Genomic DNA, 20,679 nt, shown 5'->3' with positions numbered 1-20,679 from the left:
CGGCGGGTTTCCCCGGCCGACCGGGGAAACCCGCCGCAGAGAGGCCAGCGCTAACCTCGGCTCGTGAGCCGTGTCCACGCCTTCGCAGGCGACGCCCTCGGTGACCTCGACGCGGTGGGCCTGGTCGCCGCGATCCAGGACGGCGAGGTCTCCATCCCCGAGGTCGTCGAGGCGGCGATCAGCCGGACCGAGCGGCTCCAGCCCGAGCTCAACGCGGTCGCGTACGTCGCATACGACCGCGCTCGTGCCGCGGCTCGCGACCCGCGCGGCGGGTTCTTCGCCGGCGTGCCGACCTTCGTCAAGGACAACGTCGACGTCGCGCTGATGCCGACGCAGCAGGGTTGCGACGCCTACCGGGGCACCCCGCTGGCCGCGGACGGCGACTTCGCCCGGATGTACCTCTCCACGGGTCTGGTGCCGCTGGGCAAGACGCAGCTCTCGGAGTTCGGGTTCAGCCCGTCGGCCGAGCATCCGAGGCTCGGCGCGGTGCGGTCCCCGTGGGACACCGCCAGGACCGCAGGGGCGTCGTCGGCGGGCTCGGCGGCGCTGGTGGCCGCAGGCGCCGTCCCCATCGCCCATGCCAACGACGGCGGCGGCTCGATCCGGATCCCGGCCGCCGTCAACGGGCTGGTCGGCCTCAAGCCGACCCGGGACCGGATCGCCCAGGACAAGGTGAGCCGACAGCTGCCGGTCCGGATCATCGCCGACGGAGTCGTGACCCGCTCCGTCCGCGACACAGCCGCGTTCCTGCGCGAGGCCGAGAGCGTCTACCGCGAGCTCCGGCTCCCGCCGATCGGCGACGTCACTCGGCCCGGCCGCAAGCGGCTCCGCATCGCCGTCCACACCGGCGGGCTCGGCCGGGCCTGCGCGCCGGAGGTCACCGAGCTCACCGTGAAGACCGCGCACCTGCTCGAGGAGCTCGGGCACGAGGTCGAGGAGGCCGCGCACCCGGCCCCGGCGTACGTCCCCGACGACTTCCTCCTCTACTGGGCGATGCTCGCGATGATGATCGTGCGCACCGGTCGCCGTGCGGCCGGCCCGACCTGGGACCGCACCCACCTCGACAACCTGACCCTCGGGCTGGACCGGCACGCGCGCCGCAACCTCCACCGCATCCCCGGGGCGATCCGTCGGCTGCGTCGTCTGCAGGCCGTCTCCGCGGGCTTCCACCGGACGTACGACGTCGTGCTGACGCCCACCCTCGCGCTCGAGACGCCGCTCGTCGGGCATCTCGACCCGACCGCGCCGTACGACGTCGTGATGGAGCGGATCCTGGAGTGGGTGACCTTCACGCCGTGGCAGAACGCGACTGGCGATCCTGCCGTCTCCCTGCCCCTCGCGACCACCTCCGCGGGCCTGCCGCAGGGGATGATGTTCTCGGCCGGATCGGGTGGAGAAGCCACGCTACTGGAGCTCGCGTTCGAGCTCGAGGAGGCCTCTCCGTGGGCCTCGATCAGGGGTCCAGAACCGCTCTGTTGAGCGTGGTTCGAGGGCGATTTCTCGTTCCCCCGTACCTCTGTGTACAGTTCTCCGTCGTTGCCCCTTTAGCTCAGTCGGCAGAGCGTCTCCATGGTAAGGAGAAGGTCTACGGTTCGATTCCGTAAAGGGGCTCTGGGAGAGGATTTGGCACCATCCGGGTTACCCTGGAGGTGCTTGCCTCGGCCCGTTTGGCGGGGTAGCTCAGGCGGTTAGAGCACACGACTCATAATCGTGGTGTCGCGGGTTCGAGTCCCGCTCCCGCTACCAGACAGACCCCAGCGACACCCAGCACCGACCAAAGGATTTCCCGTGGCCAGCAAGAGCTCCGACGTTCGCCCCAAGATCACGCTTGCGTGCGTGGACTGCAAGGAGCGCAACTACATCACCAAGAAGAACCGTCGCAACGATCCCGACCGCATGGAGCTCATGAAGTTCTGCCCCCGGGACCGCAAGCACACGATGCACCGCGAGACCCGCTGACCGAGCTCCCGCTCCCGCTTCTTCGACGTCGACCCGCCCGAGTCTCTCGGACGGGTCGACGTCTATGTTGAGGCTCATGCCAGTCGACCAGTCCCTCGTCGGCCGGGCGTTCCCGCCCACGCAGCCCCACGAGGTCACCGAGGCCAAAGTCCGCGAGTTCGCCGCCGCGACCGCCGGTGAGTACGCCGGGGGCGCGGCGCCCGCGACGTACCCGATCGTGCTGGCCTTCGACGCCATGAACGCCTTCCTCGAGGCGGAGTCGGTCGACCTCTTCCGGATCGTGCACGGCGAGCAGAAGTTCGCCTACGAGCGCCCGGTCGTCCCCGGCGACGTGCTCACCGCGACCCTCACGGTCACCTCCCTGCGTCAAATCGCCGGCAACGACATCCTCGGCACCAGGAGCGAGATCACCGACGTGACCGGGGCCCTGGTCTGCACGACCAGCGCAACCCTCGTCCACCGGGGAGCAGATGCATGACGCTGGAGACGCACACCTTCACCATCACTCGCGCCGACCTGGTCAGGTACGCCGAGGCCAGCGGCGACCACAACCCGATCCACCAGGACGAGGCGGTCGCCACGAGCGTCGGGCTGCCGGGGGTGATCGCGCACGGGATGTACACGATGGCGCTGGCCGCCCGGGCGGTGTCGCTCTGGTACCCCGGCGCCGAGGTCGTCAGCTTCGGCTGCAAGTTCACCAACCCGGTCGTCGTACCCGCCGAGGGCGGTGTCGACATCGAGGTCGCCGGCGAGACCAAGTCGACGGAGGACGGACTCACCACGATCGCCCTCACCGTCACCTGCGACGGGCAGAAGGTCCTGGGCATGCCCAAGGCAGTCCTGCGTGCCTGACCTGAAAGACCACACCACGCTCCGGCTCGGCGGCCCGGCCGAGCGGTGGATCCGAGCCACCACCGAGGCCGAGCTGACGGAGGCCCTGGTCGCCGCCGACACCGCCGGTGAACCCGTGCTCGTGCTCGGCGGCGGCAGCAACCTGGTGGTGGCCGACAGCGGCTATCCGGGGACCGTCATCGAGGTCGCGACGAGTGGTGCCGAGATCGACGCCACCGACGAGGCCAGCTGCGGGGGAGCGATGGTCACCGTCGCCGCCGGCGAGAGCTGGGACGAGGTGGTCGCCCTCGCCGTCGAGCGCGACTGGGTGGGCGTCGAGGCCCTCTCCGGGATCCCCGGATCGGTCGGGGCCACCCCGATCCAGAACGTCGGCGCCTACGGCCAGGAGGTCAGCCAGACCATCGCGCGGGTGCGGGTCTGGGACCGCACCCTGCGCGGTGTGCGCACCTTCGCCAGCGCCGACTGCCACTTCGGCTACCGGACCTCCCGCTTCAAGGCCGACCCCGGCCGGCACGTCGTCCTGTCCGTCACCTTCCAGCTCCGCCAGGGCGACCTCGGCGCCCCGGTGGCGTACGCCGAGCTCGCCCGGGCGCTCGGCATCGAGCAGGGCGAGCGGGCGCCCCTGGCCGCCGTACGACAGGCGGTGCTCGGTCTGCGCGGCGGCAAGGGCATGGTCCTCGACCCGGACGACCACGACACGTGGAGCGCCGGGTCGTTCTTCACCAACCCGGTGGTCGACGCGACGGCGGTGCCCGACGGCGCTCCCGCGTGGCCGCAGTCGGACGGGCGGGTCAAGACCAGCGCCGCCTGGCTGATCGACCACGCCGGCTTCGGCAAGGGCTACGGCACCGGCAGCGTCGCGCTCTCGAGCAAGCACACGCTGGCGCTCACCAACCGCGGCGGCGCAACGACCGACGAGCTGCTCGCGCTCGCCCGCGAGGTGCGCGACGGGGTCGCCGAGCGCTTCGGGATCGTGCTGGTCAACGAGCCCGTGCTCGTCGGCTGCGAGCTCTGAGGGACGGGCTAGTAGTCGCCGTACGTCGTCGAGCTGCTGCCGTCGAAGGCGACGACCAGGCCGATCACCGCGATCACCGCGATGATCCCGAGGACCAGGAGGACCGTCCCGATGATGCCCGTGATGCGGCCGGCGTTGGCCTGGTCGCGGCCCGAGTAGGTGCCGGGCGGGGCGGCGTCGATCTCCTTGACCGCCTTGCTGCCGATCGCCCACGCGAACGGCGACAGGACCAGCGTGACACCGCCGCAGGTGAGGATCCCGGCCAGTCCGATGATGCCGAGCACCAGCGCGGTCATCGCCGACGGATGGTTGGGCGCCGGCGGTTGGTACGGCTGGCCGTACCCGTAGGGCGGCGGCGGTTGCTGCGGAGGCTGGTACGGCGGCTGCTGCGGCCCGCCGTACGGGTTCTCGGGGCCCGTCGTCATGGCCTCATCCTGACAGGCTGCTGGTGCTGTCGTTGAACGCATCCGGGTCGTTGATCGCGACCACGATGACGATCACCACGGCGATGATGGCCAGGACCAGCAGCACGGTCCCGACGATCCCCAGGATGAAGCCGGTGAGGGCGAAGCCATGGCCGCCGAGCTGCCCCTGGGACCGCTTGATGCGGTTCAGCGAGACCTTGCCGAGGATGAGTGCGACCGGTGAGGCGAGCAGCCCGACGCCGTACGCGCACGAGAGCACGAGGGCCGCGATGCCGGTGATCATCGAGCCCAGGGCGAGCCCGTCGGTGGGCGGAGCCGCGGCATAGGGGTACGCCGGCTGGCCGTAGCCCGGCTGCTGGTATCCCTGCTGGGGAGCGCCATACGGCGCCTGGGGAGTGCCGTACGGCGGCGGTGTCCCGTACGGCGGCGTGGGCGGTGGCGGGCTGCCGTACGGCTGGTGCGTCGGCGGGGTGCCGGGCTCCTGCTCGCCGTACGGGTTCTCGGGGCCGGTCGTCATGGCGACCATCCTGTCAGGGCCGGGCCGTCAGTGCTGGACCGTCAGGTCGTGGCGAGCCACCCGTCGATGTCCGCGAGGGTGGCGGCCCGGACGTCGTCGGGGGCGCGGGAGGCGCGTACGGACATCCGGGCCAGCTCGGCCAGCTGCGCGTCGTCGAGCTCGTGGGCGGCACGCATCGTGGCGTACTGACCGGCCAGCTGCGAGCCGAAGAGCAGCGGGTCGTCGGCGCCGAGCGCGACGGTCGCGCCGGCGGCGAGCAGCGTCGGCAGCGGCACCGACGTCAGGTCGGAGTAGACGCCGAGCGCGACGTTGGAGACCGGGCAGACCTCGAGGGCGACCCCCGCCTCGACGATCCGGTCGAGGAGCGCCGGGTCCTCGGCGGCCCGGACGCCGTGACCGAGCCGGTCCGCGCCGAGTGAGTCGAGGCAGACCCGGATGTGCTCCGGACCGCGCAGCTCGCCGCCGTGCGGGGCGAGCAGCAGCCCGGCGCGGTCGGCGATCCGGAAGGCGGACGCGAAGTCGGCGGTGCTGCCGCGACGCTCGTCGTTCGAGAGCCCGAAGCCGACCACGCCGCGCCCGGCGTACTGACCGGCGAGGCGGGCGAGGGTGCGGGCGTCGAGCGGGTGCCGGGTGCGGTTGGCGGCGATGACCACGGCCATCCCGAGGCCGGTCGCTGCCGACGCGTCGCGGACCGCGTCGAGCACCAGGTCGGTGAACTCGGTGATGCCGCCGAAGCGCGCGCCGTACCCGCTCGGGTCGACCTGGATCTCCAGCCAACGGCCGCCGTCGCGGACGTCGTCCTCGGCGGCCTCGCGCACCAGTCGGCGCACGTCGTCCTCGGTGCGCAGCACCGACCGGGCCACGTCGTAGAGGCGTTGGAAGCGGAACCAGCCCTTCTCGTCGGCAGCGGAGAGCGTCGGCGGCCACTGCTCGACCAGCTGGTCGGGGAGAGCGATGCCGTCGCGGGCCGCGAGCTCGAGCAGCGTCGCGTGCCGCATCGACCCCGTGAAGTGCAGGTGCAGGTGCGCCTTGGGCAGCTTCAGGAGGTCACGCATCGTGGTGACGCCGAGCAAGTCGGGGAGTCACCCGAGCAGCTTCTCCGCGGCCGCCAGCAGGACGCAGGTGGCGACAGCCTCCATCGACCCGGTCACCTCGGCGAGGGTCGGGAAGGACGGCGCCAGCCGGATGTTGGTGTCGTCGGGGTCGCGTCGGTAGGGGTACGCCGACCCGGCGGGGGTCAGCGCGACGCCGGCCGTCTTCGCCAGCTCGATCACCCGGCTGGCGGTGCCGGGCAGGACGTCGAGGCTGACGAAGTAGCCGCCGCGCGGGTGGGTCCAGGTCGCGACGCCGAGTCCCCCGAGGCGCTCGTCGAGGATCCGCTCGACCTCGGCGAACTTCGGAGCCAGCAGCTCGCGGTGCTTGTCCATGTGGTCACGCACGCCCTGCGGCGTCCCGAAGAACTCCAGGTGCCGCAGGTGGTTGACCTTGTCCGGGCCGATCGAGCCCAGGCCCAGGTTGGCGTGGAACCAGGTGACGGTCTCGCGAGAGCCACCGACGAACGCGACGCCGGCGCCGGCGTACGTGATCTTCGACGTCGACGCGAAGAGGACCGGCCGGTGCGGGTGCCCGGAGACGGCCGCGAGCGACACGATGTCGGCGGTCTTGGTCTCCTCGGCGGTCAGGTGGTGCAACGCGTAGGCGTTGTCCCAGAAGATCTTGAAGTCCGGGGCGGCGGTCGGCATCGACGCGAGCCGCTCGGCGACCTCCTGGGTGGTGACCTGGCCGGTCGGGTTCGCGTACGTCGGGACCAGCCACATGCCCTTGAACGACGGGTCGTCGGCGACGAGCGCGGTGACCGCGTCGACGTCCGGGCCGTCGTCGGTCATCGGGACCGGCACCATCTCGATGCCGAACCACTCGAGCAGCGTGAAGTGCCGGTCGTAGCCGGGCACCGGGCAGACGAAGCGGACCTTCTCCTCCGCGCCCCACGGGCGCTCGGAGTCGACGCCGCCCTTGAGCCACAGGTAGGAGAGGACGTCCTTCATCAGGGTGAGGCTCGAGGTGCCCTGGGCGGAGAGCTGGTCGAGCTCGAGCCCGAGCAGCTCGGCGAACATCGCCCGGAGCTCCGTCACGCCCGCGAGGCCGCCGTAGTTGCGGGCGTCCACGCCGTCGGGGGTCGTGGTCGTCGCCGGGAGCGAGAGCAGCCCATCGGACAGGTCGAGCTGCTCGGCCGAGGGCTTGCCGCGAGTCAGGTCCAGCTTCAGGCCCGACGCGACCAGGGCGTCGTACGCCGTCTGCTGGGCGTCGCGGAAGGCGGCCAGATCCGTGGGGGACAGCTCGGACAGGGGCTGGGTCTCGCTCACCGTCCCATCGTGTCAGAGGTGGACTAGGTTGGGACCTACCGGGCCGTGCACGAAACCTGGCGGCAGACCTGATTGGTGCTGCGACCACGGGGACCGTAGACTCCCGGATTGGTGAATCAGCCAGATGCTCGGCCGCGCCCTGAACTGGGGCGAGGCGGGGTGGGGTCCACCGGAGGGCACTAGCTCAACTGGCAGAGCATCGGTCTCCAAAACCGAAGGTTGGGGGTTCAAGTCCCTCGTGCCCTGCAGGATCAACCAGATCTAGCTCAACCAGGTCAACCGGCCAGTCAGGTCGAACGAGGCAGTACGTACGAGAGGGTGTGACCGGAGTGCCGGACAGCAAGGCGGTCCACGGTGAGCGGGGCGGCAGCGCCCACAAGCGCACCAGCATCCCGACGTTCTACCGCCAGGTGGTGGCCGAGCTTCGCAAGGTCGTCTACCCGACGCAGGAGCAGCTGGTCACCTACTTCATCGTCGTGATGGTGTTCGTGATCGTGATGATGACGATCGTGTCGTCGCTCGACCTGGCCTTCGGCAAGCTCGCCTTCGAGATCTTCTCGGGCGGCTCGTCGTCTTGATCGGCTGGCGGATCGACCACAGCAGCACCCAACGTGATGGAGCAGGACGTGTCTGAGCAGGAGCCCACCCTCGAGGACCAGTACGGCGAGCCGAACGACGGCCCCGAGGTGGAGGACGACCCGCGTCTCGACGCCGAGGTCAGCGATGAGGACAGCGACGAGGCCATGGGCCTCGACGATCACGAGGCCGCCGGCTCCAGCGCGGAGCTCTCCGAGGCCGAGGGCGACGAAGGCCCGGCCCCCGAGGATGGCGCTGAGCACGACGAAGAGGGCGACGACAACGACCCGCTCGAGGTCTTCCGCCGCGAGCTGTGGGCGAAGCCCGGCGACTGGTTCGTCGTGCACACCTACTCCGGCATGGAGAACAGGGTGAAGTCGAACCTCGAGAACCGCATCATCTCCCTCAACATGGAGGACTACATCCACGAGATCGTGGTCCCCACCGAGGAGGTCGCGGAGATCAAGAACGGCCAGCGCAAGATGGTCAAGCGCACCGTTCTCCCCGGTTACGTCCTGGTCCGCATGGACCTCACCGACGAGTCCTGGGCCGCAGTCCGCCACACCCCGTCCGTGACCGGCTTCGTCGGGCACAGCCACCAGCCGGTCCCGCTGTCGATGTCCGAGGTCGAGAGCATGCTCGCCCCCGCGGTCGTCGCCCGCGCCGAGGCCGAGGCGGCTGCCGCCGGCACCTCGACCTCCTCGTCCGGTGCCGTCGCCAAGAAGCCCGTCGAGGTCGCCGACTTCGACGTCTCTGACTCGGTCATGGTGGTCGACGGTCCGTTCGCCACACTGCACGCGACGATCACGGAGATCAACGCCGAGTCGCAGCGCGTCAAGGCGCTCGTCGAGATCTTCGGCCGGGAGACTCCGGTCGAGCTCAGCTTCAGTCAGATTCAGCGCGTCTGATCGGACGGAGCCTGCTCCGACCGGTCAGAAGCCCGCGCTGAGATCGAGGAGCGGGGGGCGCGCGACGCGTCTCGAAATCCAGAGGATCGGGATTTCGCAGATCACGAGAACCGCAGCACAATAGACAGGTTGCCCGAGCACGAGGGGCGACAGCAGGTGGCAGAGGCGTACGACGTACACCTCGTCATGACCACGAGATCAGAAAGAGAAGCACGATGCCTCCCAAGAAGAAGATCGCCGCGCTCGTTAAGGTGCAGCTGCAGGCCGGCGCCGCGACTCCCGCTCCGCCCGTCGGTACCGCGCTCGGTCCGCACGGCGTGAACATCATGGAGTTCTGCAAGGCCTACAACGCGCAGACCGAGTCCATGCGCGGCAACGTGATCCCGGTCGAGATCACCATCTACGAAGACCGTTCGTTCACGTTCATCACCAAGACCCCGCCGGCCGCCGAGCTGATCAAGAAGGCTGCCGGTCTCAAGAAGGGCTCGGGCACCCCGCACACGGAGAAGGTCGGCAAGCTGACCAAGGACCAGGTGCGCGAGATCGCCCAGACCAAGCTGCCCGACCTGAACGCGAACGACATCGACGCAGCAATGAAGATCGTCGAGGGCACCGCCCGCTCGATGGGCGTCACCACCGACTGAACGTGGGAGAGCCGCGCTGGCTCGCTAACCACATCTCCTGAAAGAAGAGGAACACCATGCAGCGCAGCAAGACCTACCGCGCGGCGGCGGACACGTTCGACAAGGACGAGCTCCACGCCCCGTTGGCCGCGATCAAGATCGCGAAGACCACCAGCAAGAAGAAGTTCGACGAGACCGTTGACGTCGTCATGCGCCTCGGCGTCGACCCGCGCAAGGCGGACCAGATGGTCCGTGGCACCGTCAACCTGCCGCACGGCACGGGCAAGACCGCCCGAGTCCTCGTGTTCGCGAACGGCGACAAGGCGCAGGCCGCCCTGGACGCCGGTGCGGACGAGGTCGGTGGCGACGAGCTCGTCGACAAGGTGGCCGGTGGCTACCTCGACTTCGACGCCGTCGTCGCGACCCCCGACATGATGGGCAAGGTCGGCCGCCTCGGCCGCGTGCTCGGCCCGCGTGGCCTGATGCCGAACCCGAAGACGGGCACCGTGACGCCGGACGTGGCCAAGGCCGTGACCGACATCAAGGGCGGCAAGATCGAGTTCCGCGTGGACCGTCACGCCAACCTGCACTTCATCATCGGCAAGGCGTCCTTCTCCGAGACCCAGCTCGCGGAGAACTACGCCTCGGCGCTCGACGAGGTGCTCCGGCTGAAGCCGGCCAGCTCCAAGGGCCGCTACATCAAGAAGGTCACCGTCTCCACGACCATGGGCCCCGGTGTCCAGGTCGACCCCAACCGCACCAAGAACGTCGCGGCCGAGGACGAGGCCGGCGCCTGAGCTGACGTACGACGTCCGAACGCCCCGGTCCGCTCTCGAGCGGGCCGGGGCGTTTGCTATCGGCGCACCTTCCAGATCCGTGTCGGCGACGAGCCGTGGAAGACCAGGGCTGTCGGCACGTAGACCGCGGTGAGGACGTGTCGGCCCTTCCCCAGCCGGAGCGTCACCGAGGCCCGCCCCTTCTTGAGCTGCAGTGTCCGGAGCACCTTCCAGCCGTCGAGGATCCGGACCCGGCCGGCGCTCGGCGAGCCGAGCACCCGGGCGGTGACCGCGATCGTGGTCCGCGGCTGGGGAGCCCGGCGAGGCCGCTTCGCCTTGGACACCTTCAGGCCGAGCGCCGCCGGCGCGCGGACCGCGGCGGTCGCCGCGGAGAAGACCGCGGCCGGGGCGGCGAACTCGGAGCCGTCGACGTTGAGGTAGTCGGCCGTGACCCGGACCTGCAGCCGGGCACCGAAGTCGGCCGCGGTGGCGACGTACAGCCGGTTCGTCGCCCCGGTGATCGGGCTGTCCCCCCGGAACCACTGGTAGGTGTGGGTGTAGGCCGACGTGCCGTCCGGTTTCGTCAGGGTCGGCGTCCACCTGCCGGGCGAGGCGAGCAGTGCGCGACCCACGACCGCGTCCCCGGCCACCGGCGGGAGGACCCGGTTGAACGGGGTGGTGTTCTCGACCGTCACGGACGCCGACTCGATCGGGACCTCGACGGCCCAGTGGCCGGTCGGCACCGCCCGCACGGAGAACTGGGTCTCGAAGCCGTCCTCAATGGTGTCTAGGTCGTACGTCGCAGCGGTGGCCCCGTCGACGGCCTGGCCGTTGCGGTACCACTGGAAGCCGGTGCTCACCGAAGGCTTGTCCCACGTCACGTCGGTGACCGCGGTGAGGGTGCGTCCCCACTCGGCACGGGTGGGGTCTCCGGGCATGGTGCCCGCGATGGCGACGGTGCCGGTCCCGTCTATCGGCAGCTTCAGCTGGTGCGAGCCGAGCTCGACGTCGGTGTTGGTGGCGGGGACCCGGATGAGCCCGGCCGCGCCGGCGCCGAAGTCCCCCGAGGTACCGGGGGTGCTCGCGTCGATGCCTCCGTTGGCGAACGAGAACGCGTAGGTGTGGCTCGGGTCCACCACTCGCAGGGCGTAGCTCTCGAACGTCCAGTAGCCGCGCAGGACGTCGAACGAGTACGCACCGTCCGGCCCAACGACGTGCGACGGGATACCGGGGACGCGGTTCCAGCCGCCCCACCGGTTGTAGGCGCCGTCGCTGAAGTACCAGAGCTCGACCTCGGTGCCCGTCGACTGGTGGCCAGGCGGGGGGATCAGGGTGCCGGAGACGGAGTGGATCGGCAGGTGCGTGAGGAGCGGAGACGACCCGAGGTCGTGGTCGGTGCTGGACTCGACAGTCACGATGCCGGTGGAGCTCAGACCGGCGTCGGCGCAGCAGGTCCCCGTGACCACGCCGGGGGAGGTCCACCAGGCCGGCTGTCCCTGCCAGACGTTGAGGTCGCGCTCGTAGGTGCCGAAGAAGACGTGGTAGTCGCCGACCGGGACGTCGGGCAGGAGGAAGTGCCCGTCGACGTCCGCCCATGCGGTCGCAAGCCTCTGGAATGGCGCCCCGGCGTGGGTGATCCCGACCTGGACGTCTCGGGGGTCGTAGCCAGGAGGTACGACGACCGTGCCGCTGATCGACCCGGGCGCCAGGGTGGCCTGCGCGGCTGGCAGTGAAGCGGTCATCGCGGCCACCAGGGCGGTCGCGAGGAGCGTCGCGAGAAGGGTCCGGAGGTGTCGCACGGCACGACCGTAGGGATGAGCGGGCCGGGCGTCCTGAGTGTCGACTACTCAAACGGACCAGCCCGGACGGGTAGTCACCCTAGTATCTGGTCATGGTCGCTGCAACGGTCGGGAGGGGCCGCGACCTGGCGTTGGTTCGCGCCCGGCTGAGGGACGCCTCCGCCCGGGTCGTCCTCGTCGTCGGTGACGCCGGCGTCGGCAAGTCGCACCTCCTCGACGTCCTCGCTGCGGAGCGCACCGCGGTGCGGGCCTGGGGTGCCCGCGGGCTGGCGTCGGTCCCGCTCGGGGCGCTGGCGCACCTGGTCACGTCGGGGGAGTCCCTCACCACCATGGTCGCCGGCGTGCTCGAGGCCGTGCCCGCAGGTGGGGTGCTGGTCGTCGACGACCTGGACCAGCTCGACGAGGTCTCGCTCGCGGTCGCCGTACGGGTGGCGCGCGACCGCGACCGGATGCTGCTGGCCTCCGTGCGGACCGAGGACGGTGAGCTGCCGGCGGCCGTCGCCGCGGTCACGCACGACGCCGGGACGACCACGCACCTGATCCGTCCGTTCGACCCCGCCGAGACCGAGCAGCTGCTCGAGGAGCTCCTCGGCGACGCCGTCGACCCGGCGCTCGTGGACCAGGTGTGGCGACGATCGCGTGGCAACGCGCTGCTGGTGAGTCAGCTGGTCGGGGAGGCTCGGACCCGCGGTGACCTGGTCCGCACGGACGCCGGCTGGCTGGCGCCGGGCCGGCTGCGGTTGCCGGCTGAACCGCGGCGGCTCCTGCTCGCCCGCCTCGACGGGCTGTCCGGGGAGGCCGTCGCAGCGGCGCACCTGCTCGCCGTCGCCGAGCGGATGCCGTTGGCGGAGGTGACGCTCTCCGGCCGCGGCCGGTGCTTCGACGAGCTGGTCGAGGCCGAGGTCGCCGATTGGTCCGGTGACGTCCTGCGCTTCGCGCACCCGCTGCTGGCCGAGGTCGTCTGGGACACCCTGACCCCCCTGCAGCGCCAGGATCTCCATCGTGACCATGCCACCCTGGTCCGCGCGGTCCCCGGTCACGACGTCGTCCGGGCCGCCGCCCTCGCCCTGGAGGCGGGGGACGTCCCGGACCTCGACGGCCTGCTGGTCGCCGCCCGGCTCGCGATGGCGGGTGGGAGCCCGGGCACGGCGCTGCGTCTCGCCCTGGGTGCGGTCGCAGCGGTCGACGTCGAGGTGTCCGGGCAGGCGACGCTGGTCGCCGCCACGGCGTACGCCGAGCTGGGCCAGCTCGACGACGCGGGGTCGCTGATCCGTCGGGTGCTGCCGCAGCAGCCGATCGGTGCCCTGGCGGCGGCTCTCGCCGTGGCCCTGCACAACCTGGTCGTGTGGGGGAGCTTCGACCTGCCCGGCGCCGCCGAGGTGCTGCGGACGGAAGCGCAGCGCTACCCCGAGGGCACCCCGCTCATCGTCGAGGTGTTCGCCGTCGCCCAGGCGGACGGGCTCGTCTACGGCGGCCGTGCCGAGGAGGCCCTGGCCCTCGTAGGCGACATCGATCCGGCAGTGCTGCCCTCGGACCTGCGCTACCTGCACCTGGGGACGCTCACCCACGCCAACACCCAGCTGGGCCGGACGGCCGAGGCGATCGCGGTGGCCAAGGGCGCGCTGGCGGCTGCGGCCGATGATCCAGCCAGCGCGGACGCGGCCACCCGCTACAAGCACCTGACCAACCTCTCCAACGCCCTGCGGGAGCACGGCCGGCTGGAGGAGGCGGCGGCCTGCGCGGAGCAGGCGCACCAGGGTGCGCTCGCGGACGGCCGGGTCCTCGAGCGGGCCTGGGCCGCGCTGAACGCCGGCGCCGCCTGGATGCAGATCGGCGACACCGCGACGGCGGCGACCTGGGCGCGGCGCAGCCTGCTCGCCTCGGCGCCCGCCGCGATGGTCGACTGCCAGCGGCTGGCCCTCGCGGTCCTGATCGCGGCCCAGGGGATGCAGGGTGTCGCCGACGGGCCGTCGCTGCGGCGTCTGGACGAGCTACCCGACGGCGTCGGCTTCCTGCGGCACCACGTGCCGATCGCCCGGGCCTGGACGGCCGCGGCCCAGGGCCGCCCGGGTCTGGCCCTCGGTCACCTGGAGGCCGGTCTCCGGTCGGCGAAGGTGAGCGGGGCCGTGGTCTCCCAGGCGTGGATCCTGCACGAACAGCTGCGTCTGGGGGCACGCTCGGGGGTCTGGCGGCACCTGGTCGACCTCGGCCTGGCGTCGCCGATGGCCCAGGCGCGTGAGGCACTGGCGCGCGGCATCGAGCTCCGGGACCCGGCCGCACTGGCTGAGGCCGCCCTCGCCTTCGAGGAGACAGGGGCGGTGCTCTTCGCCGCCGAGGCCCACGCCGAGCTGGCCCGCTCGACGACCGGGCGGGAGGCGGCTCGGGCGCGGCACCGGGCGGGGGAGCTGGCAGCCAGGGTGGGCGCCCCACGGACCCCGCTCCTCCTGGGAGTGCCCGCCGACCCGCTCAGTCCTCGCGAGCGGGTGGTGGCCGAGCGCGCCGCGTCGGGCGCATCCAACGCCGAGATCGCGGCGGCCCTGCATCTGTCGGTGCGGACGGTCGAGAACCATCTCGCCCGCTGCTACGCCAAGCTCGGCATCCAGTCGCGCACCGAGCTCGGGAGCGTGGTCGGGGTCATCGGGGCGGTTTGAGTAGTCGCCACTCAGGCGCGGTGCGGCACGGCTCCGTAGCGTCCGAGCACCACTACCTCTCCTCAGGAGCATCATGTTTCGGTTCGATCGGGCGATGAGCCCGGCTGCGCTCCTCATCTCGGTCCTCGCGCTGATCGTCGCGACCGGAGCCGGGTCGGCGTACGCCGCAGCCAAGGTCACCACCGGGCAGATCAAGAACGGCGCGGTCACGACGCCCAAGATCGCCAACGGTGATGTCACCGGCGCGAAGGTCGCCAACGGTGCCGTGACCGGCGCCAAGATCCAGGACGGAGCTGTGTCGGCGGCCGACATCGCGGGCAACGCGGTGAGTGGCGCGAAGATCCTGGACGGAGCTGTGTCGGCGGCCGACATCGCGGGCAACGCGGTGAGTGGCGCGAAGATCCTGGACGGCTCGATCGACACCTCCGACCTGTCGGCCGCCACTGTCGACGCGCTCAAGGGCACCGCGACGTACTGGGCCTTCGTCTCCCAGGCGGGCACCGTCAGCCGAGGCAGCGCCGGCGTGACGTCGGAGGCGCAGCTCAACGGCGGGTTCTGGCAGTACCGGGTGACCTTCCCCAGGGACGTGTCGCAGTGCGGCTACCAGGTCTCGTCCGGCGACGGCAACGCCATCGGGTCAAATGAGTACGTCATCCCGGCGATGATCGGCGTGGCCCGGTCGACCCAGGGCCCTGCGGTGCTGGCCGTGAACCTCTTCCAGTGGGACACCGGGACCTCGATCCAGGACACCTTCTTCATCGCTGTCACCTGCTGATCCCCTCCCGTCGGCTCCCAAGTTTGGGAGGGTGGGGTGGTGCACTGCGTGATCCTCGACGACTACCAGGGCGTCGCGACGTCGTACGCCGACTGGTCGGTGCTCGACGGAGTGACGGTCGCGTCCGTGCGGGACCACGTCGACGACGAGGACGTGCTGGCCGAGATCCTCGATGGGGCCGCGGTCGTCGTGGTGATGCGTGAGCGCACCCCGCTGACCCGGTCGCTGATCGGCCGGCTGCCCGACCTGCGCCTCGTGGTGACCACCGGTCGGCGCAACGCGTCGATCGACCTCGATGCCTGCCGGGACTACGAGGTGACGGTCTGCGGGACCGGTTCGTCCGCGGCTGCGCCGGCCGAGCTGACCTGGGCGTTGGTCCTCGGCCTGGCCCGGCACTTGGTCGCCGAGTCCGAGCTGCTCGCGTCGCCGGAGTCGCCGTGGCAGTCGACCGTCGGCAGCGACCTGGCCGGCGCGACACTGGGCCTGGTGGGCCTGGGCCGCATCGGTGCCCGGGTCGCGCGGGTCGCGCGGGCCTTCGAGATGGACGTGATCGCCTGGAGCCCGCACCTCACCGAGGAGCGCGCTGCCGCCGAGGGCGCGCGACTCGTCGGGAAGTCCGAGCTGTTCGCGGAGTCCGACTTCGTGTCGCTCCACCTCGTCCTCGCCGACAGCACGCGCGGCATCGTCGCCGCTCCCGAGCTGGCCGCGATGCGTCCGACGGCGTACCTCGTCAACACGGCACGGGCGGGGCTGGTCGACACGAACGCACTGCTGGATGCGCTGCGGTCCGGGTGGATCGCGGGCGCCGGGCTGGACGTGTACGACGTCGAGCCGCTGCCCGGGGACCACCCGCTGCTGGAGCTGACCAACCTGCTCGCAGTGCCGCACCTCGGCTACGTCACCGAGGCCAACTACCGGACCTTCTTCACCGAGGCGGTCGAGGACATCACCGCCTGGCGGGCGGGGTCGCCTGTGCGCAGCCTCACCGATTTGTCCTGACCAGGACCGCGCCCGTACTGTTCTCCACGAAACCAATGACCGCCGGTTGTCATCCTGTGCACTGCAGGCTGACCGAAGGGTTCGCGAAGCGGACGGCCTGCGCAGGGGACAGAGCAGAACCGCGGAGCGATCCGCGAATTCCACGCCCTGAGCCTTGCGCTCGGGGCGTTCGTCATTCCGGGGCCGAGACGCTGGTGGTCGACCACCGGAAGGAGACCCATGGCGCGGGCAGACAAGCAGGCAGCCGTCGCGGAGATCGTTGACTCGTTCAACGGTGCCGCCGGTGCTGTGCTGACCGAGTACCGCGGTCTCACCGTGAAGCAGCTGCAGGACCTGCGGCGCTCCCTCGGCGAGAACGCCAGCTACGCCGTGGTCAAGAACACGCTCGCCAAGATCGCCGCCTCCGAGGCCGGCATCGAAGGCGTCGACGACCTGCTGACCGGCCCGACCGCGATCGCCTTCATCAATGGCGACGTCGTCGAGGCGGCCAAGGGTCTGCGTGACTTTGCCAAGGCCAACCCCACCCTTGTCATCAAGGGTGGCGTCCTGGACGGCAAGCCCCTCGACGCCTCCGAGATCGCCAAGCTGGCGGACCTCGAGTCGCGTGAGGTGCTGATGGGCAAGCTGGCCGGCGCGATGCTCGCGTCGCTCAGCCAGGCCGTCTACCTGCTCAACGCTCCTCTCGCCCAGGCCGCCCGTCTCGCGGGTGCGCTGCAGGCGAAGGCCGAGCAGGACCCCTCGATCCTCGCAGGTGGTGCCGGCACTGCGCCGGTCGCCGCCGAGGAGGCCCCGGCCGAGGAGACCGCCCCCGAGGCGGCCGCCGAGACCGAGGCCCCCGCCGACGAGACCCCTGCGGTGGAGGCTGACGCCCCCGCCGCCGAGGCCTCCGACGAGGGCGAAGCCACCGAGGCCTGATCTTCGGATCAGCCCGGTACACACCACCTGAAACCCGGTCCGGACGACCACCACGTCCCCCGGACCACCGAATGGAAGGAAACGCCACCATGGCGAAGCTCACCACCGACGAGCTGCTCGACGCGTTCAAGGAAATGACCCTCATCGAGCTCAGCGAGTTCGTGAAGCAGTTCGAGGAGACCTTCGGCGTCACCGCTGCTGCTCCCGTCGCCGTTGCTGCTGCTCCCGCCGCCGGCGGTGGCGCGGGTGCCGCTGACGCTGCTGCCGACCAGGACGAGTTCGACGTCATTCTCGAGTCCGCTGGCGAGAAGAAGATCAACGTCATCAAGGAGGTGCGCGGCCTCACCTCACTCGGTCTGAAGGAGGCCAAGGACCTCGTTGAGTCCGCCCCGAAGGCCATCCTCGAGAAGGTCGACAAGGCTGCCGCTGACAAGGCGAAGGAGGCCCTCGAGGCCGCCGGAGCCACCGTCACCGTCAAGTGACGTTGCACTAACTGCACCTCCGCGAGGGGCGGTCACCGACATCGGTGATCGCCCCTTGTGGCATTTTCCCTCGACTTTCTACCTAGGGTGACGGGTGGAGATCGCCGTGCTCGGACCCGTCGAGGCGCGCCTCGGGGAACAGCCGGTGGATCTCGGGTCGCCGCGGCAGCGGGCGATCGTCGCTCGCGCTCTCGGGCGGGCGCACCGTCCCCGTCGACACGGTGATCGCCCGGGTCTGGGCGGCCACCCGACCGGGCGGCCGCCCCTCACGAGATTCTGCCGTCGTACGACGACGAACGGTCCAGACGTGCGGCGCGCCTAGGTGTAGCCGGGTGGAGGTGGGGAAGGAAACCCGCGCGTAACTTCGCCGGCCGGTCCGCGTTGGTACAGGTCAGGGAGATGGGGGATCGGTTCGGACGTGCTTGCGCGTGCAGCGATGGAGGGACAGGACGCTCATGGGTGTGGAGATCAAGGTCGACAACCTCAGCAAGTCGTTCGGCAAGCAGGTGATCTGGGGCAACGTCTCGTTGGCCATCCCCGCGGGCGAGGTCTCCGTGATGCTCGGCCCCTCCGGGACCGGCAAGTCCGTCTTCCTCAAGGCGCTGGTCGGCCTGCTCAAGCCCGACGAGGGCTCGATCATGATCGAGGGCACCGACATCGCGAGCTGCTCCGAGAAGGACCTCTACGAGATCCGCAAGCTCTTCGGTGTGCTGTTCCAGGACGGCGCCATGTTCGGCTCGATGAACCTCTTCGACAACGTCGCCTTCCCGCTGCGCGAGCACACCAAGAAGTCCGAGTCCGAGGTCCGTGACGTGGTCATGGAGAAGATGGACCTGGTCGGCCTCATCGGCGCCGAGGACAAGCTGCCCGGCGAGATCTCCGGTGGGATGCGCAAGCGCGCCGGCCTCGCCCGTGCCCTGGTGCTGGACCCCGAGATCCTGCTCATCGACGAGCCCGACTCCGGGCTCGATCCGGTGCGCACGTCGTTCATCAACCAGCTCTTCATCGACCTCAACGCGCAGATCGACGCGACCTTCCTGATCGTCACCCACGACATCAACACGGCCCGCACCGTCCCCGACAACATCGGGCTGCTCTACCACAAGCACCTGGCGATGTTCGGTCCCCGCGAGATGCTCCTCTCGTCCGAGGAGCCCGTGGTGCGGCAGTTCCTGAACGCGCAGACGGTCGGCCCGATCGGCATGTCCGAGGAGAAGGACGCCGACGAGCTCGCGGCCGAAGAGGGCTTCGCGATGCCGCCGCTGCCGCCGATCCCGCTCCAGCTCGAGCCCTCCAACGGCATGCCCCGTCGCAGCCAGCGTGAGCCCGGCGGATGGTGCCGCGACAACGGGGTGACTCCGCCTCCTGGCTCCTTCCAGGAGAACATGTCGATGGTCATCGGCGGGTGACGAAAGTCGTGACCTGATGTCCTCATCCACCGCCCAGCGGGTCCTCGCGCCCGTCGGCACCGCCGGCAAGCTGTTCGCCTTCGGTCTCGACGTCGCCCGTGGACTCTTCCGGAGACCGTTCCAGACCCGCGAGTTCATCCAGCAGGCCTGGTTCATCGCCTCGGTGACGATCATCCCCACCGCCCTGGTCGCCATCCCGTTCGGCGCGGTCATCGCGCTGCAGGTCGGTGGCCTGATCAAGCAGTTCGGTGCCCAGTCCTTCACCGGCTCGGCAGCGGTCCTGGCCGTGGTCCGCGAGGCCGGCCCGATCGCGACGTCCCTGCTGATCGCGGGCGCCGCCGGCTCGGCCATCGCCGCCGACCTCGGCGCGCGCAAGATCCGCGAAGAGCTCGACGCGATGATGGTGCTGGGCATCGACCCGATCCAGCGTCTCGTCGTCCCGCGCGTCCTCGCCTGCATGCTGGTCGCGGTCTTCCTCAACGGCCTCGTCAGCGTCGTCGGCGTGGCCGGCGGCTACGTCTTCAACGTCGTGCTCCAGGACGGCACCCCAGGCTCCTACATAGCCAGCTTCACCGCGCTCGCCCAGCTCCCGGACCTGTGGCAGGGCATGGCCAAGGCGCTCGTGTTCGGCCTGATCGCCGCCGTCGTCGCCTGCTACAAGGGCATGAACGCCAAGGGCGGCCCGAAGGGTGTCGGCGACGCCGTCAACGAGTCGGTCGTCGTCACCTTCATGCTGCTCTTCATCGTCAACTTCGTGATGAGCGCGATCTACATCCAGCTCGTCCCACCGAAGACCGGGTAGAGGCGATGGCAAACATCAAGGCCGTCTACGACCGCCCGGCCAAGGCGCTCGACAACCTCGGCAACGAGCTGCTGTTCTTCGTCCGCGCGCTCGCGTGGACCCCGCGCACGATCCGCCGCTACAAGAAGGAGATCCTGCGCATCCTGGCCGAGGTCACCCTCGGGTCCGGGGCGCTCGCCGTCATCGGCGGCACCGTCGGTGTCATCACCGCGATGTGCTTCTTCACCGGCACCGAGGTCGGGCTGCAGGGGTACGCCGCGCTCAACCAGCTCGGCACCTCGGCGTTCGCCGGCTTCGTCTCGGCGTACTTCAACACCCGTGAGATCGCGCCTCTGGTCGCCGGCATCGCGCTCGCGGCGACCGTCGGGTGCGGGTTCACCGCGCAGCTCGGGGCGATGCGGATCTCCGAGGAGATCGACGCGCTCGAGGTGATGGCGATCCCGTCGTTGCCGTTCCTGGTGACCACCCGGATCATCGGCGGCCTGATCGCGATCGTCCCGCTCTACGTCGTCGGCCTGCTGTCGTCGTACTTCGCGACCCGCTTGACCGTGACCCAGTTCTTCGGCCAGAGCACGGGCACCTACGACCACTACTTCAACCAGTTCCTGCCGCCCGGGGACGTGCTGTGGTCCTTCGGCAAGGTGCTGGTCTTCGCGGTGACGGTCATCCTGATCCACTGCTACCACGGCTACAACGCCTCCGGCGGTCCTGCCGGCGTGGGCGTGGCCGTCGGCCGCGCGGTGCGCACGAGCATCGTCGCGATCAACGTCATCGACCTCTTCCTGTCGATGGCGATCTGGGGGGCGTCCACCACCGTCCGGATCGGTGGTTGA

General features: G+C 70.4%; 22 protein-coding genes and 3 tRNA genes. 20 read left to right on the top strand and 5 right to left on the bottom strand.

Going from position 1 to position 20,679, the window contains the following annotated elements; all coding sequences use genetic code 11:
• The first annotated feature begins 63 nt into the window (after positions 1–63).
• The 7 genes from ABEA33_RS12295 (at position 64) to ABEA33_RS12265 (ending at position 3,826) form a co-directional block, all read left to right on the top strand.
• Positions 64–1,479 (top strand): amidase, encoded by a 1,416-nt coding sequence (locus ABEA33_RS12295; protein ID WP_345527066.1) that lies wholly within the window; start codon positions 64–66, stop codon positions 1,477–1,479.
• A 59-nt stretch (positions 1,480–1,538) separates the two neighbouring features.
• Positions 1,539–1,611: transfer RNA gene (locus tag ABEA33_RS12290), tRNA-Thr, on the top strand.
• Positions 1,612–1,669: 58 nt separating this feature from the next.
• Positions 1,670–1,746: transfer RNA gene (locus ABEA33_RS12285), tRNA-Met, on the top strand.
• 42 nt (positions 1,747–1,788) lie between these two features.
• Complete coding sequence (gene rpmG / locus ABEA33_RS12280; protein WP_345520776.1) at positions 1,789–1,959, top strand: 50S ribosomal protein L33; 171 nt, start codon at positions 1,789–1,791, stop codon at positions 1,957–1,959.
• 76 nt (positions 1,960–2,035) lie between these two features.
• On the top strand, positions 2,036–2,437 hold the full coding sequence (locus ABEA33_RS12275) for an FAS1-like dehydratase domain-containing protein (RefSeq protein ID WP_345527065.1): 402 nt from the start codon (positions 2,036–2,038) through the stop codon (positions 2,435–2,437).
• The gene (locus tag ABEA33_RS12270) at positions 2,434–2,811 is read left to right on the top strand and encodes a MaoC/PaaZ C-terminal domain-containing protein (RefSeq protein WP_345527064.1); all 378 of its coding nucleotides are present in this window, start codon (positions 2,434–2,436) and stop codon (positions 2,809–2,811) included. The genes ABEA33_RS12275 and ABEA33_RS12270 overlap by 4 nt, the downstream gene beginning before the upstream one ends.
• Positions 2,804–3,826: a UDP-N-acetylmuramate dehydrogenase gene (locus ABEA33_RS12265; RefSeq protein WP_345527063.1), complete on the top strand. Its 1,023-nt coding sequence runs from the start codon at positions 2,804–2,806 to the stop codon at positions 3,824–3,826. The genes ABEA33_RS12270 and ABEA33_RS12265 overlap by 8 nt, the downstream gene beginning before the upstream one ends.
• Before the next feature lie 8 nt (positions 3,827–3,834).
• On the opposite strand, the gene ABEA33_RS12260 is transcribed toward ABEA33_RS12265, so the two are convergent.
• Genes ABEA33_RS12260 through ABEA33_RS12245 form a run of 4 tightly spaced genes read right to left on the bottom strand, consistent with a single transcriptional unit; the run spans position 3,835 to position 7,131 of the window.
• Positions 3,835–4,251: a DUF4190 domain-containing protein gene (locus tag ABEA33_RS12260; RefSeq protein ID WP_345527062.1), complete on the bottom strand. Its 417-nt coding sequence runs from the start codon at positions 4,249–4,251 to the stop codon at positions 3,835–3,837.
• A gap of 4 nt (positions 4,252–4,255) precedes the next feature.
• Positions 4,256–4,768, bottom strand: a complete 513-nt coding sequence (locus ABEA33_RS12255; protein WP_345527061.1) for a DUF4190 domain-containing protein — start codon at positions 4,766–4,768, stop codon at positions 4,256–4,258.
• A 41-nt stretch (positions 4,769–4,809) separates the two neighbouring features.
• A complete protein-coding gene (locus ABEA33_RS12250; RefSeq protein ID WP_345527060.1) occupies positions 4,810–5,823 on the bottom strand; it encodes an adenosine deaminase in 1,014 nt (337 codons plus the stop codon).
• 27 nt (positions 5,824–5,850) lie between these two features.
• A complete protein-coding gene (locus ABEA33_RS12245) occupies positions 5,851–7,131 on the bottom strand; it encodes an aspartate aminotransferase type Ic (protein WP_345527059.1) in 1,281 nt (426 codons plus the stop codon).
• Positions 7,132–7,304: 173 nt separating this feature from the next.
• Here ABEA33_RS12245 and ABEA33_RS12240 point away from each other — a divergent pair.
• The 5 genes from ABEA33_RS12240 (at position 7,305) to rplA (ending at position 10,035) form a co-directional block, all read left to right on the top strand.
• A tRNA-Trp gene (locus ABEA33_RS12240) sits at positions 7,305–7,377 on the top strand.
• A 74-nt stretch (positions 7,378–7,451) separates the two neighbouring features.
• Positions 7,452–7,709: a preprotein translocase subunit SecE gene (gene secE / locus ABEA33_RS12235; RefSeq protein WP_345527058.1), complete on the top strand. Its 258-nt coding sequence runs from the start codon at positions 7,452–7,454 to the stop codon at positions 7,707–7,709.
• A 36-nt stretch (positions 7,710–7,745) separates the two neighbouring features.
• Positions 7,746–8,615 carry a transcription termination/antitermination protein NusG gene (gene nusG, locus ABEA33_RS12230; protein WP_345527057.1) on the top strand — a complete coding sequence of 290 codons (870 nt, stop codon included), beginning with the start codon at positions 7,746–7,748 and terminating at the stop codon, positions 8,613–8,615.
• A gap of 215 nt (positions 8,616–8,830) precedes the next feature.
• Positions 8,831–9,259, top strand: coding sequence for a 50S ribosomal protein L11 (gene rplK / locus ABEA33_RS12225; RefSeq protein WP_345527056.1), 429 nt, complete (start codon positions 8,831–8,833; stop codon positions 9,257–9,259).
• A gap of 56 nt (positions 9,260–9,315) precedes the next feature.
• Positions 9,316–10,035 (top strand): 50S ribosomal protein L1, encoded by a 720-nt coding sequence (gene rplA / locus ABEA33_RS12220; protein WP_345527055.1) that lies wholly within the window; start codon positions 9,316–9,318, stop codon positions 10,033–10,035.
• A gap of 56 nt (positions 10,036–10,091) precedes the next feature.
• Here rplA and ABEA33_RS12215 read toward each other — a convergent pair whose 3' ends face one another.
• On the bottom strand, positions 10,092–11,813 hold the full coding sequence (locus ABEA33_RS12215; RefSeq protein ID WP_345527054.1) for a hypothetical protein: 1,722 nt from the start codon (positions 11,811–11,813) through the stop codon (positions 10,092–10,094).
• A gap of 92 nt (positions 11,814–11,905) precedes the next feature.
• On the opposite strand from ABEA33_RS12215, the gene ABEA33_RS12210 reads away from it, so the two are divergent.
• The 8 genes from ABEA33_RS12210 to ABEA33_RS12175 all read left to right on the top strand — a co-directional run bounded on the left by ABEA33_RS12210 (position 11,906) and on the right by ABEA33_RS12175 (position 20,679).
• Entirely contained in the window at positions 11,906–14,464 is a 2,559-nt protein-coding gene (locus ABEA33_RS12210; RefSeq protein WP_345527053.1) for a LuxR C-terminal-related transcriptional regulator, read from the top strand.
• A 94-nt stretch (positions 14,465–14,558) separates the two neighbouring features.
• The gene (locus tag ABEA33_RS12205; protein WP_345527052.1) at positions 14,559–15,239 is read left to right on the top strand and encodes a hypothetical protein; all 681 of its coding nucleotides are present in this window, start codon (positions 14,559–14,561) and stop codon (positions 15,237–15,239) included.
• A gap of 48 nt (positions 15,240–15,287) precedes the next feature.
• Positions 15,288–16,238: a D-2-hydroxyacid dehydrogenase family protein gene (locus ABEA33_RS12200; RefSeq protein WP_345527051.1), complete on the top strand. Its 951-nt coding sequence runs from the start codon at positions 15,288–15,290 to the stop codon at positions 16,236–16,238.
• Positions 16,239–16,457: 219 nt separating this feature from the next.
• Complete coding sequence (gene rplJ, locus ABEA33_RS12195; protein ID WP_345527050.1) at positions 16,458–17,153, top strand: 50S ribosomal protein L10; 696 nt, start codon at positions 16,458–16,460, stop codon at positions 17,151–17,153.
• A gap of 89 nt (positions 17,154–17,242) precedes the next feature.
• Entirely contained in the window at positions 17,243–17,635 is a 393-nt protein-coding gene (rplL, locus tag ABEA33_RS12190) for a 50S ribosomal protein L7/L12 (protein WP_345527049.1), read from the top strand.
• Between the two features lie 455 nt (positions 17,636–18,090).
• Positions 18,091–19,044, top strand: a complete 954-nt coding sequence (locus tag ABEA33_RS12185) for an ABC transporter ATP-binding protein (protein ID WP_345527048.1) — start codon at positions 18,091–18,093, stop codon at positions 19,042–19,044.
• 16 nt (positions 19,045–19,060) lie between these two features.
• Positions 19,061–19,846: an MlaE family ABC transporter permease gene (locus ABEA33_RS12180; RefSeq protein ID WP_345527047.1), complete on the top strand. Its 786-nt coding sequence runs from the start codon at positions 19,061–19,063 to the stop codon at positions 19,844–19,846.
• Positions 19,847–19,851: 5 nt separating this feature from the next.
• Positions 19,852–20,679 (top strand): MlaE family ABC transporter permease, encoded by an 828-nt coding sequence (locus tag ABEA33_RS12175; protein WP_345527046.1) that lies wholly within the window; start codon positions 19,852–19,854, stop codon positions 20,677–20,679.

The sequence above is a fragment of the Nocardioides endophyticus genome (assembly GCF_039543845.1).
Lineage (GTDB): Bacteria > Actinomycetota > Actinomycetes > Propionibacteriales > Nocardioidaceae > Nocardioides > Nocardioides endophyticus.
The sequence above is the reverse complement of the archived record's forward strand: the minus strand, read 5'-3'. Positions and strand labels throughout refer to the sequence as shown.

Bases quoted from the DNA above. Each gene is read 5' to 3' on its own strand.
- ABEA33_RS12275 (WP_345527065.1), top strand. From the start codon at position 2,036: ATGCCAGTCGACCAGTCCCTCGTCGGCCGGGCGTTCCCGCCCACGCAG.
- ABEA33_RS12270 (WP_345527064.1), top strand. From the start codon at position 2,434: ATGACGCTGGAGACGCACACCTTCACCATCACTCGCGCCGACCTGGTC.
- ABEA33_RS12260 (WP_345527062.1), bottom strand. From the start codon at position 4,251: ATGACGACGGGCCCCGAGAACCCGTACGGCGGGCCGCAGCAGCCGCCG.
- ABEA33_RS12255 (WP_345527061.1), bottom strand. From the start codon at position 4,768: ATGACGACCGGCCCCGAGAACCCGTACGGCGAGCAGGAGCCCGGCACC.
- ABEA33_RS12250 (WP_345527060.1), bottom strand. From the start codon at position 5,823: ATGCGTGACCTCCTGAAGCTGCCCAAGGCGCACCTGCACCTGCACTTC.
- nusG (WP_345527057.1), top strand. From the start codon at position 7,746: ATGGAGCAGGACGTGTCTGAGCAGGAGCCCACCCTCGAGGACCAGTAC.
- rplK (WP_345527056.1), top strand. From the start codon at position 8,831: ATGCCTCCCAAGAAGAAGATCGCCGCGCTCGTTAAGGTGCAGCTGCAG.
- rplA (WP_345527055.1), top strand. From the start codon at position 9,316: ATGCAGCGCAGCAAGACCTACCGCGCGGCGGCGGACACGTTCGACAAG.
- ABEA33_RS12210 (WP_345527053.1), top strand. From the start codon at position 11,906: ATGGTCGCTGCAACGGTCGGGAGGGGCCGCGACCTGGCGTTGGTTCGC.
- ABEA33_RS12205 (WP_345527052.1), top strand. From the start codon at position 14,559: ATGAGCCCGGCTGCGCTCCTCATCTCGGTCCTCGCGCTGATCGTCGCG.
- rplJ (WP_345527050.1), top strand. From the start codon at position 16,458: ATGGCGCGGGCAGACAAGCAGGCAGCCGTCGCGGAGATCGTTGACTCG.
- rplL (WP_345527049.1), top strand. From the start codon at position 17,243: ATGGCGAAGCTCACCACCGACGAGCTGCTCGACGCGTTCAAGGAAATG.
- ABEA33_RS12185 (WP_345527048.1), top strand. From the start codon at position 18,091: ATGGGTGTGGAGATCAAGGTCGACAACCTCAGCAAGTCGTTCGGCAAG.
- ABEA33_RS12180 (WP_345527047.1), top strand. From the start codon at position 19,061: ATGTCCTCATCCACCGCCCAGCGGGTCCTCGCGCCCGTCGGCACCGCC.
- ABEA33_RS12175 (WP_345527046.1), top strand. From the start codon at position 19,852: ATGGCAAACATCAAGGCCGTCTACGACCGCCCGGCCAAGGCGCTCGAC.